General features: G+C 63.6%; 26 protein-coding genes. 13 read left to right on the top strand and 13 right to left on the bottom strand.

Annotated elements, in window-relative coordinates:
* The first annotated feature begins 317 nt into the window (after positions 1-317).
* A complete protein-coding gene (locus tag VFZ97_04645) occupies positions 318-452 on the top strand; it encodes a hypothetical protein (protein ID HEX6392704.1) in 135 nt (44 codons plus the stop codon).
* Positions 453-478: 26 nt separating this feature from the next.
* On the opposite strand, the gene sigI is transcribed toward VFZ97_04645, so the two are convergent.
* Positions 479-1,408 (bottom strand): RNA polymerase sigma factor SigI, encoded by a 930-nt coding sequence (gene sigI, locus VFZ97_04650; GenBank protein HEX6392705.1) that lies wholly within the window; start codon positions 1,406-1,408, stop codon positions 479-481.
* Positions 1,409-1,577: 169 nt separating this feature from the next.
* Here sigI and VFZ97_04655 point away from each other — a divergent pair, with 169 nt between their 5' ends.
* From VFZ97_04655 to VFZ97_04675, 5 genes are read left to right on the top strand one after another with little or no spacing between them, the layout of a single operon-like run.
* On the top strand, positions 1,578-2,012 hold the full coding sequence (locus tag VFZ97_04655) for a VOC family protein (GenBank protein ID HEX6392706.1): 435 nt from the start codon (positions 1,578-1,580) through the stop codon (positions 2,010-2,012).
* Positions 1,999-3,537: an MFS transporter gene (locus tag VFZ97_04660; protein HEX6392707.1), complete on the top strand. Its 1,539-nt coding sequence runs from the start codon at positions 1,999-2,001 to the stop codon at positions 3,535-3,537. The genes VFZ97_04655 and VFZ97_04660 overlap by 14 nt, the downstream gene beginning before the upstream one ends.
* A 31-nt stretch (positions 3,538-3,568) precedes the next feature.
* Positions 3,569-3,712, top strand: coding sequence for a hypothetical protein (locus tag VFZ97_04665; protein ID HEX6392708.1), 144 nt, complete (start codon positions 3,569-3,571; stop codon positions 3,710-3,712).
* Between the two features lie 41 nt (positions 3,713-3,753).
* Positions 3,754-4,395 carry an NAD(P)H-dependent oxidoreductase gene (locus tag VFZ97_04670; protein ID HEX6392709.1) on the top strand — a complete coding sequence of 214 codons (642 nt, stop codon included), beginning with the start codon at positions 3,754-3,756 and terminating at the stop codon, positions 4,393-4,395.
* Between the two features lie 3 nt (positions 4,396-4,398).
* Positions 4,399-5,307, top strand: coding sequence for a hypothetical protein (locus VFZ97_04675; protein ID HEX6392710.1), 909 nt, complete (start codon positions 4,399-4,401; stop codon positions 5,305-5,307).
* Positions 5,308-5,314: 7 nt separating this feature from the next.
* Here VFZ97_04675 and VFZ97_04680 read toward each other — a convergent pair whose 3' ends face one another.
* Complete coding sequence (locus VFZ97_04680) at positions 5,315-6,265, bottom strand: GNAT family N-acetyltransferase (protein ID HEX6392711.1); 951 nt, start codon at positions 6,263-6,265, stop codon at positions 5,315-5,317.
* Positions 6,266-6,589: 324 nt separating this feature from the next.
* Between VFZ97_04680 and VFZ97_04685 the strand changes: the two genes are divergently transcribed.
* Positions 6,590-6,787 carry a hypothetical protein gene (locus VFZ97_04685; protein ID HEX6392712.1) on the top strand — a complete coding sequence of 66 codons (198 nt, stop codon included), beginning with the start codon at positions 6,590-6,592 and terminating at the stop codon, positions 6,785-6,787.
* A gap of 31 nt (positions 6,788-6,818) precedes the next feature.
* Here the strand turns inward: VFZ97_04685 and VFZ97_04690 are convergent, their stop codons facing one another.
* The 7 genes from VFZ97_04690 to VFZ97_04720 all read right to left on the bottom strand — a co-directional run bounded on the left by VFZ97_04690 (position 6,819) and on the right by VFZ97_04720 (position 10,648).
* Positions 6,819-7,055, bottom strand: a complete 237-nt coding sequence (locus VFZ97_04690) for an anti-sigma factor (protein ID HEX6392713.1) — start codon at positions 7,053-7,055, stop codon at positions 6,819-6,821.
* On the bottom strand, positions 7,052-7,711 hold the full coding sequence (locus tag VFZ97_04695) for a sigma-70 family RNA polymerase sigma factor (GenBank protein HEX6392714.1): 660 nt from the start codon (positions 7,709-7,711) through the stop codon (positions 7,052-7,054). Before VFZ97_04695 ends, VFZ97_04690 begins: the two co-directional genes overlap by 4 nt.
* Before the next feature lie 549 nt (positions 7,712-8,260).
* Positions 8,261-8,911: an RNA polymerase sigma factor gene (locus VFZ97_04700; GenBank protein ID HEX6392715.1), complete on the bottom strand. Its 651-nt coding sequence runs from the start codon at positions 8,909-8,911 to the stop codon at positions 8,261-8,263.
* Positions 8,912-8,992: 81 nt separating this feature from the next.
* Entirely contained in the window at positions 8,993-9,178 is a 186-nt protein-coding gene (locus VFZ97_04705; GenBank protein ID HEX6392716.1) for a hypothetical protein, read from the bottom strand.
* Between the two features lie 208 nt (positions 9,179-9,386).
* Entirely contained in the window at positions 9,387-9,818 is a 432-nt protein-coding gene (locus VFZ97_04710) for a TIGR03618 family F420-dependent PPOX class oxidoreductase (GenBank protein HEX6392717.1), read from the bottom strand.
* Between the two features lie 18 nt (positions 9,819-9,836).
* Positions 9,837-10,223, bottom strand: coding sequence for a hypothetical protein (locus VFZ97_04715; GenBank protein HEX6392718.1), 387 nt, complete (start codon positions 10,221-10,223; stop codon positions 9,837-9,839).
* A 173-nt stretch (positions 10,224-10,396) separates the two neighbouring features.
* A complete protein-coding gene (locus tag VFZ97_04720) occupies positions 10,397-10,648 on the bottom strand; it encodes a WhiB family transcriptional regulator (GenBank protein ID HEX6392719.1) in 252 nt (83 codons plus the stop codon).
* 108 nt (positions 10,649-10,756) lie between these two features.
* Here VFZ97_04720 and VFZ97_04725 point away from each other — a divergent pair, with 108 nt between their 5' ends.
* Entirely contained in the window at positions 10,757-11,056 is a 300-nt protein-coding gene (locus VFZ97_04725) for a hypothetical protein (GenBank protein HEX6392720.1), read from the top strand.
* A gap of 91 nt (positions 11,057-11,147) precedes the next feature.
* On the opposite strand, the gene VFZ97_04730 is transcribed toward VFZ97_04725, so the two are convergent.
* Positions 11,148-12,032 (bottom strand): alpha/beta hydrolase, encoded by an 885-nt coding sequence (locus VFZ97_04730; protein HEX6392721.1) that lies wholly within the window; start codon positions 12,030-12,032, stop codon positions 11,148-11,150.
* 165 nt (positions 12,033-12,197) lie between these two features.
* Here VFZ97_04730 and VFZ97_04735 point away from each other — a divergent pair, with 165 nt between their 5' ends.
* The 3 genes from VFZ97_04735 to VFZ97_04745 all read left to right on the top strand — a co-directional run bounded on the left by VFZ97_04735 (position 12,198) and on the right by VFZ97_04745 (position 14,154).
* Positions 12,198-12,812 (top strand): ABATE domain-containing protein, encoded by a 615-nt coding sequence (locus VFZ97_04735; GenBank protein HEX6392722.1) that lies wholly within the window; start codon positions 12,198-12,200, stop codon positions 12,810-12,812.
* A gap of 149 nt (positions 12,813-12,961) precedes the next feature.
* Positions 12,962-13,510 carry a hypothetical protein gene (locus tag VFZ97_04740; protein ID HEX6392723.1) on the top strand — a complete coding sequence of 183 codons (549 nt, stop codon included), beginning with the start codon at positions 12,962-12,964 and terminating at the stop codon, positions 13,508-13,510.
* Positions 13,507-14,154: an MOSC domain-containing protein gene (locus tag VFZ97_04745; GenBank protein HEX6392724.1), complete on the top strand. Its 648-nt coding sequence runs from the start codon at positions 13,507-13,509 to the stop codon at positions 14,152-14,154. The genes VFZ97_04740 and VFZ97_04745 overlap by 4 nt, the downstream gene beginning before the upstream one ends.
* A 12-nt stretch (positions 14,155-14,166) precedes the next feature.
* On the opposite strand, the gene VFZ97_04750 is transcribed toward VFZ97_04745, so the two are convergent.
* Genes VFZ97_04750 through VFZ97_04760 form a run of 3 tightly spaced genes read right to left on the bottom strand, consistent with a single transcriptional unit; the run spans position 14,167 to position 16,752 of the window.
* On the bottom strand, positions 14,167-14,925 hold the full coding sequence (locus tag VFZ97_04750; GenBank protein HEX6392725.1) for a DUF427 domain-containing protein: 759 nt from the start codon (positions 14,923-14,925) through the stop codon (positions 14,167-14,169).
* Complete coding sequence (locus VFZ97_04755) at positions 14,925-15,794, bottom strand: ABC transporter permease (GenBank protein HEX6392726.1); 870 nt, start codon at positions 15,792-15,794, stop codon at positions 14,925-14,927. Before VFZ97_04755 ends, VFZ97_04750 begins: the two co-directional genes overlap by 1 nt.
* Before the next feature lie 22 nt (positions 15,795-15,816).
* The gene (locus tag VFZ97_04760; protein ID HEX6392727.1) at positions 15,817-16,752 is read right to left on the bottom strand and encodes an ABC transporter ATP-binding protein; all 936 of its coding nucleotides are present in this window, start codon (positions 16,750-16,752) and stop codon (positions 15,817-15,819) included.
* 182 nt (positions 16,753-16,934) lie between these two features.
* On the opposite strand from VFZ97_04760, the gene VFZ97_04765 reads away from it, so the two are divergent.
* Positions 16,935-17,636, top strand: a complete 702-nt coding sequence (locus VFZ97_04765) for a response regulator transcription factor (protein ID HEX6392728.1) — start codon at positions 16,935-16,937, stop codon at positions 17,634-17,636.
* Positions 17,633-18,895: an ATP-binding protein gene (locus VFZ97_04770; protein HEX6392729.1), complete on the top strand. Its 1,263-nt coding sequence runs from the start codon at positions 17,633-17,635 to the stop codon at positions 18,893-18,895. Before VFZ97_04765 ends, VFZ97_04770 begins: the two co-directional genes overlap by 4 nt.
* The last annotated feature ends 43 nt before the right edge of the window (positions 18,896-18,938 follow it).

Consider the following 18,938-nt stretch of genomic DNA (forward strand, 5'->3'; position numbering starts at 1 on the left):
CCCCTGAGCGACTGGCTTCCCAAGTGCCCCCTGGCCGCCAGCTGTTTGCATCTGCCGCCCGTAGCACTCGTTTGTATGCAACGAGCGAGCGAGCCGGATTGTAAATGATCAACTCGTCAAATGACAGTGGTGGCTGAGAGAAAACGGGACGATCTGAGACCATTTGGGCATAGTGATGTTGCGGCGGCCTCGACATATGGGTCTAGTGATCCAATCCCGCAAGACCACCCATTCGCGCTATGGAAGGACAATGCCGCTCATGTCAGCATGGTTCCAACGCCCAGCTGCTTAGGGTGATTTTCTAGTTGGAGGATCGAATGAGTTTGGCGGAGGAATTGCCCGAATCGGATCAGCTTCGAGATGATGACGATCAGAGTGGCGATCCCGTGAAGCAGTTCGATCCTGTGCCGCCGGAGTTGATCGCCGACGCGAAATCGCTCTTCGCTCGCTGAGGCGAAATCCAGCGTTACAAGATTGCTTACGGCTCGGGTATGTCTGCTGCGGAAGACGCTACCTCGAGGGCTCCGCGCAGGAACGCCAGCCTGGCTGGGTCGGCGATGACATGCACCTTGTCGACGCGCTTGTTATCCGGTGAAAGCGTGAGGATTAGCACGCCTGCGAGTCGGCGGTTCCGGAAACCAAGCACGGCGGGACCCGCGGCGCTGGGTAGTGACACCAGCGTGGCACTCGCCCAGTACTTGACCAGGTTCAAGGCGACCTGTTCGGGTCCGTGGGTAACCCCGGGCGTCGCGACTCCGACTCCTAGGTCGACCTCGCCGGAGGCATCCGGCGCGAGAACTCCTACCAGGGACGCGATGTCACCCCTGGCACATGCCTCGATGAACCGCTCGGTCACCTCCCGGTGCTCCTCGGCGGTGATGTCGAAACGTCGTCCGGTGCTCTCGGATTCGATTCGCTGGCGGGCCCTGCGGGCGAGTTGACGGCAGGTCGCTACCGGGCGCCCAACCGTGTTGGCGATGTCCTCGAAGCGCATCTGGAAGACGTCGTGGAGCACCAACACGACGCGCTCCGATGGACTCAATCGCTGCATCATCACCAAGAGCGCCAGCCGGACGCTGTCGTCGAGTGTTACCCGATCGGCTGGATCCAACTCCGGCCGGGTCAGGGGAGCAGCGGGCTCCCGTCCGGTGAAGTCGTAGACGAGTTCGCGCTTAGTCCGCGCGGACCTGATCCGGTCGAGGCACAGGCGGCTGGTCACGACCGTTAACCAACCTCGAGCATCCAACACTTCCCCGGGCTTGGTTTTTGCCAGCCTCGAGAAGGCTTCCTGAACTACATCCTCGGCGGCTCCGATGTCGCCGAGCATCCTGAAAGCCACGTCGACGATGTGCGCTCGGTGATCTGTCCAAGCGGCCGAGAATTCGGAATTGGCTGACGGGTCGGACATTTGATCGGAACCTACCTTCCTGTGCCGAACTAGGACGAGGTTGAGGCTCGGAAAGTGACAGGGCCGCGGTGTCACGTTTTCTCATGGGCGAGCGTCCTTCATCCCGAATCCGATACCGGATCGATGCCGGATCGACACCATTCTCGTCGCATTAGGAGGTGGCCCAACGATGAGTGACACTCGAGATGATGGGGGGGTCGGGCAGCTCACCATGAGATTGGCGCAAGCACGGATAGTCACCGACGACGTGGAGGGCGCTGCATCGTTTTATGCCTCCGTGCTCGGGGTGCGTGTGTGCCTGAACGAGTACTACGTCGAGGTGCCGGCCGGAGACGCAACCCTCGGCTTTTCCAAGGCGCGCTTCACCGAGTGCGGAGTTACCGCCGTTCCGCAGGTGATCCTCGACTTCGAAGTCGATGACGTCGATGCCGAGTTCGCCCGCCTCGACGCGCTGGAGGTCGACTGGGTTCAGGTCCCCACCACCCAGCCGTGGGGGAACCGTTCGATGACCTTCCGGGCCCCGGAAGGCCTCCTGGTGAACGTCTTCTCCCGCCCGATGGACTCAACCGACGCCTCCAAAGGAGCAAACCATGGCGACGATTGAGGCAGGGCACGTAGGCGCATCCCCGAGGCAGCAAAGGGGTGGGCTGATCCTCCTCCTGCTGTGCGGCGCGCAATTCCTGGTGGTCCTCGACTCGACGATCGTGAACGTCGCGTTACCGTCGATCCAACGGTCGTTGCACTTCTCGCAACAGAACCTGCAGTGGGTCGCCTCGGGCTATGCGCTGACCTTCGCCGGTTTTCTCCTGCTGGGTGGAAGATCGGCCGATCTGCTCGGACGCCGGCGGACCTTCTTCACTGGCGTTTCGATTTTCCTGCTCGCCTCGATGGTGGGTGGGCTCTCGTCCAACTCGAGCATGCTGGTCGCTGCACGCGTCGTGCAGGGCATGGGCGGGGCCCTCATGTCCCCGTCCGCGCTGTCATTGCTCAACACCACCTTCCAGGGCCCCCAACGTGCTCGGGCAATCGGGATCTACGGGGCCATGGGCGGAGCAGGTGGCGCTGCAGGGGTGCTCTTCGGCGGGATCCTTACCAGCGGCCTGGGATGGCGCGCGGTGCTGTTCGTCAACGTCCCGTTCGGATTGGCGATTGTGTTCGCCGCCTCCCGCCTGATCCCGAATGACAACCGCGGAGCCAATGCAGCGGACTTCGATCTTCCGGGGGCCTTCTTTGTAACCGGGGCCCTTCTGCTGCTCGTGTATGCGCTGACCCAGGCCCCGTCCGTGGGTTGGGGATCGGGTCGGACCATCTCCGAGCTCCTTGGGGCGTCGGTGCTCCTCGCGTTGTTCGTCGCCAACGAGGCTCGCTCGCGCCGCCCTCTGCTCCCCCTTGGGACGTTCCGGCTGAATGGAGTGGCCGTCGCCAATACGGTCGCCGTTCTGGTGTTCTGCGGTATGACGCCGCTCTTCTTCTTCCTCACGCTTTACATGCAGCAGGTGCTCGGCTACTCGGCCCTGAGGACAGGCCTTGCCTTCCTCCCCCTCACAGTGGGCGTCATCGGGGTCACCAGGAACGCTTCGAAGGTCATCGCACGGTACGGGCCAAGGCCGACGCTGGCGGCGGGGCCGCTGATCTTCACCGGCGGCCTCTTCTGGCTAAGCAAGATTCCGGCGAATGGCCGGTATCTGACGGACATCCTCCCCGGGCTGCTGATCGTCTCAGTCGGAGCGGGGGTCAGTCTGGTTTCGGTGATCACGGCCGCCACCAGAGGCGTCCCGTCACAGAACGCCGGAGTGGCAGCAGGGCTGGTCAACACCATGCAACGGGTGGGAACGGCTGTCGGCCTGGCAGTGCTAACCGACATCGCGACAAGCCGCACCGCGACGTTGCTCTCCGTGCATACCCGGCATCTCGCAGCCCTGACCGGGGGTTTCGACCGGGCCATCCTCATCGCTTCCGCGCTAGTAGCAGCCGGTGGGGTCCTGGCTGCAATCACGTGGCGACCGCAACTTCAACTCACCCCCAATCGACCAGAAAGGAATAGACAGAAAAATGAAGACACTCGTGATCGGACGTCTCACCGGCAAGGAAATAGCGCCTCATATCCCGGCGGAAGGGAAAACCGTTGAGCAGCTCCGCAACCAGGGAGTAATCCGGGACGTGTTTCTGAAGGCCGATCACACCGGGCCGATCATCATCGTCAACGACGCCAACGCCGAACAGGCAGCGGACCACCTGAAGGACCTTCCTTTCGTCGAGCACGACCTCGTCACCTTCGAGTACGTCGAGCTCACGGACCTCTAAGAACCCAACCCAACCACCAGGAACAGAAGGACTGAACCAAGATGGAACGACTGAAGCTCAACGTCATCATCGGAACGGTGAGACCCGGCAGAGCCGCCGACCCGGTCGCCAGGTGGGTGGCCGACCGGGCCTCAGGACACGGAGGCTTTGACGCCGAGGTACTCGACCTCCGTGACTGGCCCCTTCCCCTATTCGCGGAGGGCCCCGAGACGATCGGAGACTTCGCCGACCCGACGTACTCTGATCCGATCGTGAAGGAATGGAACAAGAAGCAGAAGGAAGCCGACGCCTTCGTCTTCATCACCGCCGAGTACAACCACAGCATTCCCGGGGTCTTGAAGAACGCAATCGACAACGTCTTCGTCAGCTTCGCCTTCCGTAACAAGCCCGCTGCCTTCGTCGGCTACAGTGGCGGCATCGCCGCCGGGGTACGCGCAGTCGAGCACCTCGCGCACGTCGCGATCGAGGCCGAGATGGTTCCTCTTCGCAACACGGTCCTGCTCCCGCAGGTGCACAACGTATTCGACGTTGAAGGCCAGCCGACCAACCCAGCGACCGAACGCAGCATCGCGATAACTCTCGATGACCTGGAGTGGTGGGGACGCCTTCTCGCTGACGCCCGAGCTGCAGGACAGCTTCCGCCGGCCCAGGCACGCCAGATCGTTAGCGCCAAGGCCGGATAGAGCATGACTGTTCTCGACGAAGCCTACGAACGCCTCAGCAGCGCTTGGCTGGAGAACGAGCGGGGCTTCGTCAACCACGGTCCCATGGCCTGCGAAGCGTTGTCCGTCATGGGGCTCGATACTGAAGTGGTGGCATGGGCGGATCGCAGCGCCCAGCCCCACAGGGCGGGTACCAACCGCGCTGTGGGCAGCGGTCGCATCACCGATTGGGGGCAATCGCTCGGAAATTTCGCCATGCTCGAAGAGTGGGTCGGTCACTTCGATCGCTCCATCAGAGAGTCCGGCTGGCGGGACACAGTGGCCGTTTGGGTACCACGACTGATGCCCTCCATGAGCACCAAGCTCTTCCACGCGATGATTCGCACGGCCCACGCCACCCGCTCGATCGATACCGTTGAGACCGAGCCCCGCCGGCGAGAACTGGCCTTCTCGCTTGGATACTGGGCGGCGAGATTCGAACCCCGGCCCAGTGCTTCGTCTCCGGGCGTTCCCGGACACGGCGCCCGCCCAACCCAAGAGATCACCGGCGAAGACGTTCAGCGCCAACTAGCACGCATCGCGACAGGCGCGGCACGCCGCTTCGTCTCACGGCCCGACATATTCACCCTCCACGGCGTGACTGGCGCGATGGCAGTTCATCTGCTGGCACCACACGTCCCAGTTGCCGCCGCTCGCGCCAGCCTGGACCACCTCGAGGTCGCCCATCTGTCGCTGTTCGGCGACGCGGTGCCAACGGTCACCCGGGAGGCCAGAGGTGTCGACAGGGCCACCCTCGCCGCCAGGGCGGCCGATACCGGAGACGTGCACGCGGTCAAGCTGACCGAAGCCGCTTTTCGGGCCCTCGATGCCACCGGAGATCCGATCTTTGTGACCGCCGCAGAGATCGCCGCCGGGGCCGATGGCCCGGGATAGCCCAAATTCAGACGAGCTCTTTGCGCATCGCGATGCGGGGACCGAAGTCGTCGTCGCCGAGATCGCGCTCGTGCTGGCGGATCGCCTTCAAGCCAGGCGGGAGTTCGTCCAGGGTCCGGAACCCCATTCGGCTGTAGAACGGGCCGTTCCAAGGAACGTCGCGGAACGTCGTAAGCGTGACCGCGGGGTAACCGTTCGACGACGCCCATTCGCAGACCGCGCCTACAAGCGCGCGGCCGATGCCCTGCCGGCCCGACGAAGGGTGAACCGAGAGCTGCCAGAGGTGGGCGACGTCGTCGACGATGTCAACGCAGGCGAAGCCCCTCGCCGGTGTGCCGTAAACCAGGACCACCGCGGCCTGCTCGAGATGGTCATCCTCTTCGACGATGTTGAACGGCCAGATTCCCACCTCGGCGAACATCCCGTCTGCGGCGTCCTCGATCTCCCGGAGACGGTCCCACTCGGCGGGGTCCGCCACCCTGATGATGGGCTGAAGTTCGAGTTCCCACCGCCATATCGGTCCTTCGTCTGGATCACTTAGCGTTGCCGTCTTGCTAAATCCGCACCGGGTTAGAACCTTGGTGGAAGCGTTCTCCGCGGCGAGCGTGTGGGCACGGATCACCGCAAGCTTGGCCTCACGGGCTTGATCGACAAGTTGGTGAACCACCGCCGTGGCGATGCCTCGCCCCTGTCGTGACGGTGCCACCGCGTACCCGAGCTCGGCCACCCCGCCGGCGGGCGGACCCTTCCACCCGCCGTTCCCAACGAGCGCGCCGTCTGAATCGAAGAACAGCCGAGGGCCCCACTCGGGATCAACGCCTTTCTGGGCGGCTTCAAGCAGGATCGGCAGCGCGTCCGGGAATCCGGTCCATCCGGGCTCGACCGGAATCTCGAATCGCGCCGTGAAGGTGGCGTCACCCTCCGCTAGTGCTTGGGCCCAGTCGAGCCTGATCGGCACAATGTGAATCGCCGTTCGCCGTTGGTAGGTCACGGTAACTAGGTGCCCGACAGCCGAGGCACGTTACGCACGCAGCTCGTCACCCGTCCGTAGCGGCGTCAATCCCGGCGGACAATCGTCTCAAGAAGTCTGTGATCGTCCGAATTTGAGCGTCGCTGGACGGCTCCAGGAACTCGGTGTCGTCCTATACGAATCTTCTGATAGGCCGTAACATTCCGGCGGCACCGGGGTACTGATATGCGTGATCTCGCTACCGTTCTTGAGGGGCATCGAGGGCCAGCAGGTGACCGTGATGCTGACTGTTCTCGATCGGCAGGAGGCCGCATGAGCGTGCTCGACCCCAACGAAGCAGTGATCGATGATGTGGTGTCCATCCTCGGTGACTTCCTCAGGGCGACCGACGCGCTCACCTCGGCCATCAGCGACCGGAACGCCGTGGGCATGTGTGACGCTCTTGATCGCCTCGGTCGGGCGAGGGAGCAAGCTCTGAGGCTGGTCGGGCGCGAGCCCGTCGCGGTCTGACCGGAACGTCGCTACCTGACGGGCCGGAACCTCATTTCGGTCTCCAATCATCGAAGACCCTGAGCAGCTGGTCTCGGGCCTGAGCGGAGAGGTCCTCTGGTTGCAGCTGACCGGCCTGTCTCACGATCTCCCTGATCTGGTCCACGTAGATCACACAACCCGGGCATAGAGCGAGGTGCTCCTCGAACCGCTGCCTGGTGTCCGCGTCCATAGCGTCCTCCAGGTACTCGGTGACTAGTTCGACGAATTGCTCGCATGTCATGCTCATGATTCTCTCCCTGCGAAGTATGCCTCAAGCTCCCGCCGAACGAACGCTCGCGCCCGGTGCAGCAAAACGCGCTGATTCCCGAGACTTATCGAAAGCGTGTCGGCAACCTCCTGCCCGTCATACCCCTGGAGGTCGTGCAACTCCACGACGATTCGTTGGCGCTCTGGAAGTCGAGTGACTGCCGCCTGTATGACCGCTCGGACTTCAGCGTCGATGGCGGCGTCCTCGGGGGACCGCCACGGCGAAGGGAAGCGTCTCCAACCTCCGGGCTCTCGTTCCCCTGCCTGCTGGAACCGGACCGGATCGACCGTCGGACCCGACTCCGCCATCGGTACTGGTAACAACCGACTCTGCCGGATCCCTTGCCGGCGTGCGATGTTCACGACGATCCCACCGACCCAGCTCCTCAGGCTTGAGCGACCCTCGAAGCGGTCAAGACCCCGAAGAGCCGCGATCCATGCTTCCTGAATCACGTCCTCCGCCGCGTGGTGATCGGGCACATGTGCCCGGGCGATTCGCAGCATTGCCGGTGACCAGGAGTCGACCAGCTCGGCGAACAGGTGCAGATCCCCACCTTTCAGAGCAGCGACCAGATCCATATCCCTCGCAGGACCCGCGCTTTCGTCGAGCGTGTCCGTCGAGACTCCCCGCGTCACGGACGATGGCGATACAGGAACCACAACTATTAGTGCAGTCGGAACAGCGCTCGTTACGCGGAAAGGTGAACACTCGGCGGCCTCGGGTGGCCGTAACGGACCCTTTGGAGAAGGGCACTTCAAGTCACATTTGCCAGCTCGCAATCGTCCTTCATTGCAAAGTTCGTGATTCAACAGAGAGGCGGATCGAAATGATCGCTGTTGAGGCCCATCGTTGTCCCGGTCCGGAATCGTCGCCAGCCACGACGCTAGATCCAACCCTGCGACGCCAGCGTTCGTAAGACGGCGCCGGGTCGCGGTCGAAGTCGGATTGGTCGTCGTTACCTACCTGGTCTACGACTCGAGCAGAGGACTGGTCGGTCGATGTGCTCGCCGGGGCAGGCGTCGGTGCTGTGTCATGGTTGATAGCCAGCTATGTCAGCGGGCGCCAGACGACAGTTAGTCCGATTGCGATCCGGCCGGTTGGGGAGGTGGAGGATCCGCCGCTCGCGGCCTAAACACTCACTAAGTCGGCCCATGTGCCAGGCGGAGAACACCGAGCGGCTCATCTCAGTTCAACCTCCCGGCCAAGTAATTCTCGAGCTCGTGCCGGACGCCCGCCCGGGCTCGGTGCAGCAGGATCCTCTCGTTCCCCGGGCTGAGGTCGAGGATGTCTGCTACTTCCTGGCCGTCGTAGCCGTGCAGGTCGCGCAGTTCGATTACCGCGCGCTGGCGCTCGGGCAACTTAGCAAGAGCCGCATAGATCTGGGTGAGCATCTCGTTGTTCAGCGCGCGGTCCTCGGGGCTCGGCCAAGGTGTAGGGAACTGCCTCCATCCCCCCGGATACTTCTCGCCCGATCCCTGGAACCGTTCGGGATCCACCGTGGGTCCCATGGTCAGCGAAGCGTCCGGGACGACGCGATGATCACGCGTACCGTGGCGGCGAGCGAGGTTGAAGACGATGCCCATCACCCAAGTTCGGAGTCTGGCCCTGCCCTCGAAGCCGGCCAGACCTCGCAGGGCCGCCATCCAGGCCTCCTGGACGACGTCCTCGGCGGCCTGCCGATTCGATACGTGTACCCGAGCGACGCGCAGCATTGCGGGAGACCACGCATCGACCAGCTCGGCGAACAGTCGCTGATCACCGCTCATCAGCCCGCGGACCAGGTCCGCGTCCGTCCCGGCCACGTTTTCGCCTCCGGAGATGTCCGCACCGCTCATCTTGCCGGTACCTCCTACGTCCACTGTCCTCGCCGAGATTGGAGAAACCGCGCCGTCCACGGTGGAGAAGTCAGATACTTCTTACCAAACCGCGACTTCGATCATGGATGTATGGACGAGCGCGCCCGAGATTTCGTGACAGCGCCCGAAGATGCTGCGAAGCGGGCTGAAAGTGCCGTCCACCTCCCAGGGGCCTTGGCCGGCCTGGGCATCCTGGACCGTGATGTCCCCGTCGACATGGCCGGGCTGGGTGGTGTCGAACTTCACCGTGAGGGGACCGTTGCCATCGTTCCCCATGTATTCCCAGTAGGTCGTGCCTTGGCCGACGAAGCGGCTGGGCGGACTTGAGGCCTCCGTGGACCGTCGGGTGTCATCAGGGACGGCAAGACGCTGATGAGAGGACTACCACGGACAAATGTCTCAGAACGATTGCTCGTGGAGCATTACATTTTCATAACGTCCAGAGCTCTCGACGTTACGGCGCAATCGAAGCGGGGCGGTGCTCGAGCCAGTCCAGTTGGCGTGCGCCGGCGTGCTGTGCGGCGATCACAAAGCACACCCGGTCAGGACCTCTCCCCGGGAAAGGTTTGCTCGTGTACTTGGTTGCGATCTGGTCCATGTAGCGGCAATCGTGGTCCGGTCTGATCTCGATGATCGTTCCCTGCACCGCAGCCATTCGATAGGGGTTCTCGAGATCGACGACCGAAAGCGCCACACGAGGATTGGACCTCATATCCTTTGCTTTCCAGGTGAAATCGGAGGTGCACACCAGGATGCGTTCACCCTCCAAGCCGACCCACACGACATGGTTGCGCGGAGATCCATCTGCCCGAATCGTGGAGAGATGCGCGTAGTTCGGCGCAGCGAACAGCTCACGGACATCCTCAGGCAGTGGAATCTCGAACATCGTCTTATAGTCGCTAAGTCAGGCAGCTTGGTCAACGTCGAGGCGGAGGAACTGAGTAATTCCGATAGCTTTCATAATCGCCTTCTCGGTGCGCTTGAACGCCTTGCCAGCTTGAGAGAGAGCGACGGACCGATCGACGATTAGCGGACGAACTGCGTGATAGTCCTCTCCGCGCCAACGGATGGTGCACTCGCCGGCCGCGAGGACGTTCCTGCACCAGTCAGAGTCGGGTCCGAAGGTCAGGCTGACCCAGAAGTGTTGTCCGTTCAGGCGAGCCGTGGCGGGTGTGACGTACTCGTGGCCGGAGCGCCGGCCTACGTGGTAGATCCTGGCCGCCATATTGAAATGCCGGCGTCCGGCCAGTTTGCGGATGGACGGATTGAGCACCTTCGTCATCGGTCTCATGGCGAAGCGAACGAACTTTGAAGGTCGTCGGCGGTTCGGCTCGGTTTGATCGTCGCTGACAGCGTTCGGGATCATCGTCAAGTAGTCCTTTCGGGGTCAGGGTGATCGGTCACGTCCTATGGACGGCCGGGTTGTGGCGAGCGTGACAGCACAACGGCTGAAGAAGGGGATTGTTAAGCGGCGCGACGGTTGGTTCGGGACAAGCGGAGTCGCTCCTTCGCCGTCCTGCCACCCCAGATTCCGTCGCGTTGCTCCGTCGCCATGGCCCAGGCGAGGCACTGCTCCCGTACAGGGCAGGTCGAGCAGATCAGCTTCGCTCGGTTGCTGAACAGCTCGGACTGCGGGAAGAAGACGTTGGTGTCCACGTTGCGGCAGGCCGCGAAGCTCCGCCAATCCTCATCTGCCGGAATCCAGTTGGAGATCATGTACCAGAGTGCCCGCGGGCGGTCCCGCCGTTACGCGCTCGACCTTGGTACGCGTAACTTCGGCGCCGAGGGCGGGACCCACTCATGTGCACGAATAGGGAGGCTCGGGTGAGCGAGACGAATCAGGCGCTGGACGGGGACCTCGACTCCCTGTCGCGGAGGGAGTTGATCGAGGAGGTCGTCCGCCTCCGCCAGGGGATCCGGCGCCACCGGGACAGCAGCGGTCACAATCTTTGCTGGCACCACCCAGACCTGTGGGGACTGCTGCCAGAGGGGACAGATCCTCTTCCAGAGGTGCCTGACTGGCCGGAGTTCCTGCGTGGGTGCCTTCATTACCGGCAGTCGCTCGATCTTGGGTTGCCTCCGGAAAAATTCCCGCGCAGTCACGTCGAGTACGAGGACTCGTAGAAAGCGCCTTTGGAATCGTCTTCTGGCCTAATTCGGGGTTGCCTTTGCCGGCTTGTGACGACCCGGTATCGCCACGAGCCGGCGAGCTGGATCAGTGGTTGATCTTTTCGAGGAATCGGTCGACATGCGCTGCGATGGCGTCGACTTCCTCGACGAGCGCGAAGTGCCCGGTGTCGAGTAAAACGACTTCGGCGTCGGGCTGGTGCGTGCGGAACGCCTCAGCCCCGGCTGGCACGAAGAACGGGTCGTGCTTTCCCCAGATCGCCAGGACCGGCGGTCGCCGGTTGGCGAGGTACTCCTGCCAGGCCGGATAGCTGGGCGGGTTGGTCTGGTAGTCCCATAAAAGTGCCTCGGCTGCGCGGCGCCGTTCGGGCTCCTCGAGCAGCTTGGCATCTAGGGCGACAAGCGCCGGGTCGGCGGACTCGGCATCGCGCAGTCCCGCCTCCCACTGCATACGGGTTCCGGCAGGTGAGAGAAACCAGTCGACGGTTGCCTGGTGCCCGGAACGGTCGGACCACCACTCGCCGAGAGGTGCCACGGCCTCGCCGAGGCCTTCAAGTGCGATGTTGCCGTTCTGGGCGATCAAACCTGTGATGCGTTCCGGGTGGGCGGCAGCGATCCTCATCCCGACCGGGGCGCCGAAGTCGAACATGTAAAACGCATATCGGTCGAGGCGCAGGTGCTCGAGGAGCGCATTGGTGACTTCGGCGAGGAGATCGAAGGTCCATTCGGTATCGGGGGGAGCGGAGGAGAACCCATAGCCCGGGTAGTCAGGTGCGACGACGTGCCAGCGGGTGGCGAGCCGCTCGATCAAGCCGAGGTAGGCGTGGCTCGAGGAGGGATGACCTGGAAGTAGGACGATGGCCGGGGCGTCTGACGGTCCAGCTTCCCGCCAGAACAACTCGAAGCCGGCGATCTGATCCCTGTGGTGGCGTGACGGGCTGGTTTGAACACTCTTGGGAGCGGTGGTGCTCATGTCGTTTGCCTTTCTGTGTGAGTGACTCCTGCCACTCAGCTCTGCGTGACTCGTCAGGGTTGGTGGCCGGGATGCTGTCTAATGGCTATATGTGTTCTAATACCGTTAGGTCGTTACACGAGGGCGCCCTTCCTAACTGGTGCATCCGTTACACTGCCATTAGCCATGAGTTCTGCTGTCGCCCGACCCACGCTGATGGAAGCTGCTCAATCCTCCGGCTTCATGGTTGGGGGCGAGCCGCTGGCCGTCGACCTCGCCGACACAGTGGTAACGGTCTCCCAGCCGCCAACCGACCTGCTCGCGGACAAGAAGGCGAGCGACCGGTTCTGGTCCCTCCAGGCCTACCGGTTGCCTGAGCCCTGGCGGGCCCCGTCGCTGTCAGACACGCGGGAGTTGCGCGATGCCATCCGGGCACTGCTCGACGCAGCCCTTTCAGGAGCCCCCTTCAGAGCCGGAGCGCTGAAGGTCGTAAACCGTGTTAGCGGCGCAGTGACCACAACACTCGCGGCCGAGAACGACTCCGGGCGGCTCCAAAAGCTGGAGTACTGGGGGGCCGCCCAGCCCGCCGACCTGGCGCTCGGAGCGGCCGCGCGGTCAGCCATCGAACTGCTTAGCGACCCATCCGGACTGGACCATCTCCGCCGGTGCGCGAATCCCAACTGTTCGATGCTATTCGTCAAGGGGGACGCGCGCCGAGTTTGGTGCACTCCGAACATCTGCGGCAATCGGACCCGGGTTGCTCGCCACTACCTTCGCCACCGCGAGCCCGACCTCCGTTAGATCGGGGCGCCGAATCGAAGGCCTCGATTCGGCCGCACTGACTCCTTCGGCTTGCCCCGCTAAGTCTTTTGTAACGCTAGGCCAGCGCCAAGTGACATTAGGGGCGGAGGGGCTTTCCTCCTCCCCAACTACTCCGAAGGAGCGCACTCATGGCCATGTCAACCGCGTCGGTCAGGCACCGACTCATCGGGAAAGACAGCGTCGGGACTTGGGTCGATCGTGAACTGTTGATCCGGATCGGTCTAGGCACGTTGATCGCCGCGGTGCTCGACGCAGGGTTCGCCTTTGTCACCTATGTCCTCATCGCCCACCGTTACAACTTCGAAACGCTCTTGCAATACATCGCCACCGGGGTGGACCACCACGCCTTCCGTTCGGGATGGACGGGCGTAGGCACCGCGGCGCTTGGCTTCGTCATCCACCTGGGCCTGTCACTCGGATTCGCCGTTGCTTATGCAGTCGGGCTTCGGAACGCGCAGAGGAGCACGGCTGGAATAGCGGCGCTGGGAATCATCTACGGTGCCGTGATCTGGGTGATCATGGCCGGTGCCGTACTTCCTGGCCTGGGAGTTATGCACGAACCAGCAGGCGGGCGCTACTGGTGGGCCTTCCTCGTCGATCATGCAATCTTGGTCGGTTTGCCCATTGCCGTCATCGGATCGTTCAGGTCCAACTTCAACAAGGACCACCAGCGATGAGCACCCGACCGACCGTCCTGTCGGTCAACGTCGGTGAGCCTCGGAGCTACGAAACCGACAAGGGCCTTGTCACTACGGGGATATGGAAGACGCCCGTCGAGGGCCGCGTCCGCACGATCGGCGTGAACCTCGAGGGCGACTCTCAGGCAGATCGCGTGAATCACGGTGGCTGGGACAAGGCGATCTACGCCTACGCAGTCGAAGACCTCCGGTACTGGGAACGGGAGATGGGCCGACCGTTCGGACCGGGATCTGTCGGCGAGAACCTGACGATCAGCAACATCGACCCGAATGAGGCGCTCATCGGGGAGCGGTGGGCCGTAGGGACCACCGTGCTGGAAGTATCCGAGCCCCGCTCACCGTGCTATCGGCTGGGGCTCCGCCACGATGACGTGACGCTTCCCCGCCGGTTTGTAGCCGCACAGCGACCCGGTACGTATCTGCGGATCATCGAACAGGGCGACATCGGTGCCGGCGACACGATCGAGGTGATCGAGCGGCCCGACCACTTGGTGACCGTGCGACTGGCGTTCCAGGCCTGGCTCGTCGATCGGAGGCTGGTGCCCCAGCTGCGGGCCGCGCCTCAGTCGTCCGATGCCTGGAAGGCTTGGATCTCCAAGGAGCCGCACCTCCGCGTCACCTGACTTGCTTCGACGTCACCGGCCGGTTGGCCGCTCCACCGGGTGCCCGTCGACGTAGATGTCGACCTTCTCGTTGTAGAACGCCACCAGCCCGGCGATCGGTGCGACGGCTGTGTACGGGTAGTCGTAAACCCACGCAATGTCGTCCACCGTCGTTCCGTCGATATCGGCGGACCAGTACTGGCTGGTCACTCCCTTATACGGGCATGCCGTTTCGGTGTCGCTCGGGACCAGGTAGTCGAACTCCACGTCGGTCCGGTTGATGTAGTAGCGGGTCGGCAGGCCGGTCTCGAAGACCAAGACGGGTGAGAACGTCTCGGCGATGACCTCTCCGTTCAGTTCGATCCGGACCGAGCGGGTGGATCGAAGGGCGTCGACCCGGACGTAGGGGTTGCGGGGATGGACGTGGACCTGCTCGTCCTCCTCGAACCAGGCATCGAGAGCGTCCCAGTTGAACCGGACCGTGTTGACGAGGCGTTCGTCCGCCGACTCGATGACGACCTTGGCAACTCGGTTGCGGTACTCGCCGCCGCTCTTCAAGCCATGCGTTTCGAGTGTTCCCCACGCGCTCTTTTGAGTATGACCTTCAGGCACGAGGAGATCCTGAAGGACATCGTCGATCGGAACGTAGTACTGCGGATACCTGCCGTGCTCCCATACGTACAAGGCCCGAGTCGTGTCGAAGACGACCAACCCGTCGAGTTGCCCGCGTATCCGCCGCGGAACTGGTTGGACCGAATCGGGGGGAGTAGCAAAGGACGGATGGTCAGCCATCACACCACCGCCGAGCGATTGAAGATCCGTACTGAGAGGAGAGTGAACACTCCCGCCCAGGCTACGAGCACGAGCATGCTAAGGGTGGCTTCGAGGGTCGGATTGGTCATTCCCCAAATGTCGTGCAAGCCCACCGCGTGACGGTCGAGCAACCCGTACCTGAGGAGTGCCAGAGCGTGGGTGAGCGGGAGCGCTCGGGCGAAGCCGGCGAGGCCGACCGGAAGATCGGTGATCCGGAACAGCGATCCGGCGAGGAACCACGGGAGGATCGCCACGACCGGCGTCAGCCCGACGTACTCCTCCTGGGAGGGTACCCGGTTCGCCAGGATCTCCGACAGGGAGTACATGAACACCGTGAACGCGATGACCGCGCCCGTGAACCACCCGATGCCGGCTGCGGTCTGGTCGAAGTGGCTTCCCCGTGCCCAGCCGGCGAGCATCAGCACTGCCACCTGCAGGATGCTCATCGCCGCGGCTACCGCGAGGTTCCCAGCGACGACGACGCCACGAGGTATCGGCGCGGCCAGCAGTTCCCTGCGAGCGCCGGAGCTTCGGTCAACGATGACCCCGATGCCGGCGAACGTGCAGGCGAGGGGAATCAACAGTCCGACGGTTCCGATGATCACGAACGTCCGGTAGTCCACGCCACCGCGACCGCTCGAAGGGATCATTCTGGCCAGCGCGGGCGCGAGGACGAGAGCGAAGAGAAGCGGGGTCGCCATGGGCGCCAGGATCTCCCTCGGGGTGTGAGCGGACAGCGACAAGCGTCGCCGTGCCAGCGTCGCCCACGCGCTGAAGACACTCGGCTTGGACGCCCATGTCCGCTCGGCCACCGTGCCAGCATCCAACTGTGAAGCGTAAGTAGTCACGTTCCTTCTCCTAAATCCTTGATCAGGCAGCCAGACTCGAGCCGGTCAGCTGCAGGTACACGTCGTCGAGAGTCGGGCGGCGGCTGGTCATCGACTCGGTCTCGATATCGAGCCTGGACGCGATGTCCAGAACGGTCGCGGCCGGTGCCTCGAGCGGAATGGTGAGAGTTGACCCGACCGCGAAAGCCGTGGCGCCGGCGACGTTTGCCGAGCGGAGCTTGTCGAGGGCGACGCGAGCGTCACCGTTGACCCGGAGCTCGAGGATCTCGGTGCCGAACCTCTCCAGCAGGGCCCACGGAGCCCCCAGCGCGACTATGTCGCCGCTGTGGACGATTGCCACCCGGTCGCAGAGGCGGTCCGCCTCGTCGAGATAGTGAGTCGTCAGCACCGTCGCCATTCCCGTTCTGTTTCGCAAGCCGGCGATCAGATCGAGCAGCTCGTAACGGATCCGGGTGTCCAGGCCGACGGTCGGCTCGTCGAGAAAAAGGACACGGGGGTTTGACAACAGCGCCCGGGCGATCTCTAGCCGCCGGCGCTGGCCGCCGCTGAAGCTCTCGACCGCTCGGCCCAACAACTCGGACAGGCCGAACGACTGAGCGAGCTCGGCCACTCGGCGTTCTGCCGCAGCCGGGGGGATCCCCCAGAGACGGGCGTGGAGCTGCAGGTTCCGTTTGCCGGTTAAAGCACGGTCCACGACCGCATCCTGGAACACGACGCTGCTAACCGAGCGTGCGTCCAGCGGCTGTGCCTGCACGTCGTAGCCGGCCAGCCGGGCTGTACCCGAAGAAGGCTTGATCGTCGTGGTCAGCATGCCGATGGTGGTGGACTTTCCCGCCCCGTTGGGACCGAGCAGCCCGAATACCTCTCCGGGTGCGACGGTGAAGCTGACCCCGCGCACCGCTTCGACGCCACCGGGATAAGTCTTTTTCAAATCTTCGACCTCTACGGCCCAGTCCACGTCATTTTCCTTTCGCTGGAGAGTGCTGATCTTCAAGGACGGAACGATGCCCGAAAAGGTGACATCGGAGTGCCCGTGCAAAGTGCCGCAACGTGCCGCCGCGTTACGGTTTGTGACAAATCGCTAACGTTTCGGCGGAACGGCTGGCGAAGCCCTCCGAATCCCGGGAAGATGGCCCGGTGATGGATGCTCCACCGCAGACGCATCGGGTTCTCGTCATCGAGGACGACCCGACGGTCGGCGAGGTCGTGGCCCGATACCTCTCCCGGGAGGGATACAGCGTCGTGGTGTCCGCCGACGGTCGTGCCGGGCTCCAGACAGCGCTAGATTCCCCGCCCGACCTGGTGGTGCTCGACCTGATGCTTCCTGGCCTGTCAGGCGTGGAGGTGCTAGGCGAGCTGAGGAAGGCAACACCTGTCCCGGTGATAATGCTGACCGCGCTGTCGCGGGAGGTCGATCGGGTGAGCGGGCTGGAGATGGGCGCAGACGACTACGTAGCCAAGCCTTTCTCCCCACGAGAGCTGACCGCGCGTGTGAAGGCAGTGTTGCGGCGGGCGAACGGCTTGATCGAAGCGCCCGGGGGGCCCGAGGTGCTGACGGCGGGCGAGCTCGAGCTGGACGCCAGCACCAGGCAGGTGACGATTCAGGGCCGGCCTATCGATTTGACGGCCAGGGAGTTCAATCTTCTCGCTCATTTCATGCGTAATCCCACGCGGGTGTTTCGGCGTGAGGAACTATTGGAACAGGTGTGGGGTTTCAGCTACGGAGACACGTCCACAGTGACAGTGCACATCAGCCGGCTGCGCGAGAAGATCGAGCCCGATCCCAGTTCCCCCCGGTACATCAAGACGGTCAGGGGCCTGGGATACCGCTTCGTCCTATGAGCAGATCCCGGGTTTGGTTCAGCGGTTGGTGGCCGGCTGCGTTCTTCTTCACAGGAGTGGGGCTCGCATCGATAGTCGCTGCGGTGGCCGGCCTCGGCACCACGGACACCGTTACAGTGCTTTGGGAGTCGGTGGTGGGTGCGGCGCTGGCTGGTCTCATCGCAGGGGTATCGCTGGTGTTCCTCCGCCGGGCTCGGCTCGCGATCCAGGCTTCCATCGCCGCCCTAGCGCCGATTGTTGCGGTCGCCATCGGAGTCACGTGGGCCACCTGGAAGATGTTCATCACCGGCCACGACTTGCGAGTTCTGTGGGTGGTCCTGGCGTCGGCGGGCGGATCTGGCATGGCAGCTTCACTGCTTCTTGCGCAGCGAGTGAGGAACGCCAGCCGCTCGGTCAGCGAGCTGGCCAGGATCCTCGGGGAAAGCGGGCCCGGTGCGTTACCTCCCGACGCATCCGGGCCCGCCGCCCCGGGCGAGCTCGCCGCGCTCGCACACGATCTGCGACGGACCTCGCGGTTGCTCGCCGAGGCGCAGGCCCGGGCCGTCTCGGAAGAGCAGACTCGACGAGATCTGGTCGCTTGGGTTTCGCACGATCTGCGGACACCGCTGGCGGGGATCAGAGCGATGGTCGAGGCGCTCGAGGACGGAGTCGTCGCCGAACCTGCAGACGTGGCCCGCTACCACGCCACGATGAGGCTGGAGGTCGACCGCCTGTCGGGACTGGTGGACGATCTGTTCGAATTGACTCGCATCCAGTCGGGTTCGCTGAATCTCTACACCGTGCCCGTGCAGGTCGACGAGATCATTTCGGACGCGATTGCGGGCGCTTCTGTTTCGGCGGGCGCAAAAGGGGTCGAGTTGCGCTGCGAGCTGCAAGAGCCGGTGCCGGTGGTGAACGCGGCCCCTCCGGAGATGATCCGGGTCATCCGAAACCTGCTCGACAACGCGATCCGCCATACCGACACCGGAGGCGAGGTAACCGTGCGATCCGAGTTGGACCGGGTTGACGGGCGGGTGCGGGTATCCGTCCTTGATGGTTGCGGCGGGATCCCGCCGCACGAAATCGGCCGTGTTTTCGAGATGGGATATCGCGGGGACGTAGCCAGATCACCGGGAGAAGGTCGCGGTGGCTTGGGACTCGCCGTCGCGCAAGGGATCGTCCATGCCCACGCCGGCCAGATCGAAGTGTCCAACCTTAACGGCGGATGCCGGTTCACGGTGTCCATTCCGCTCGACCACGCGAACGACCGTGCCAAATGACCGTGCAAACCGACCACACGTAACGCTGGGCCGACCCTCGAGA

The sequence above is a fragment of the Acidimicrobiales bacterium genome (assembly GCA_036378675.1).
In the GTDB taxonomy this organism is placed as follows: domain Bacteria; phylum Actinomycetota; class Acidimicrobiia; order Acidimicrobiales; family Palsa-688; genus DASUWA01.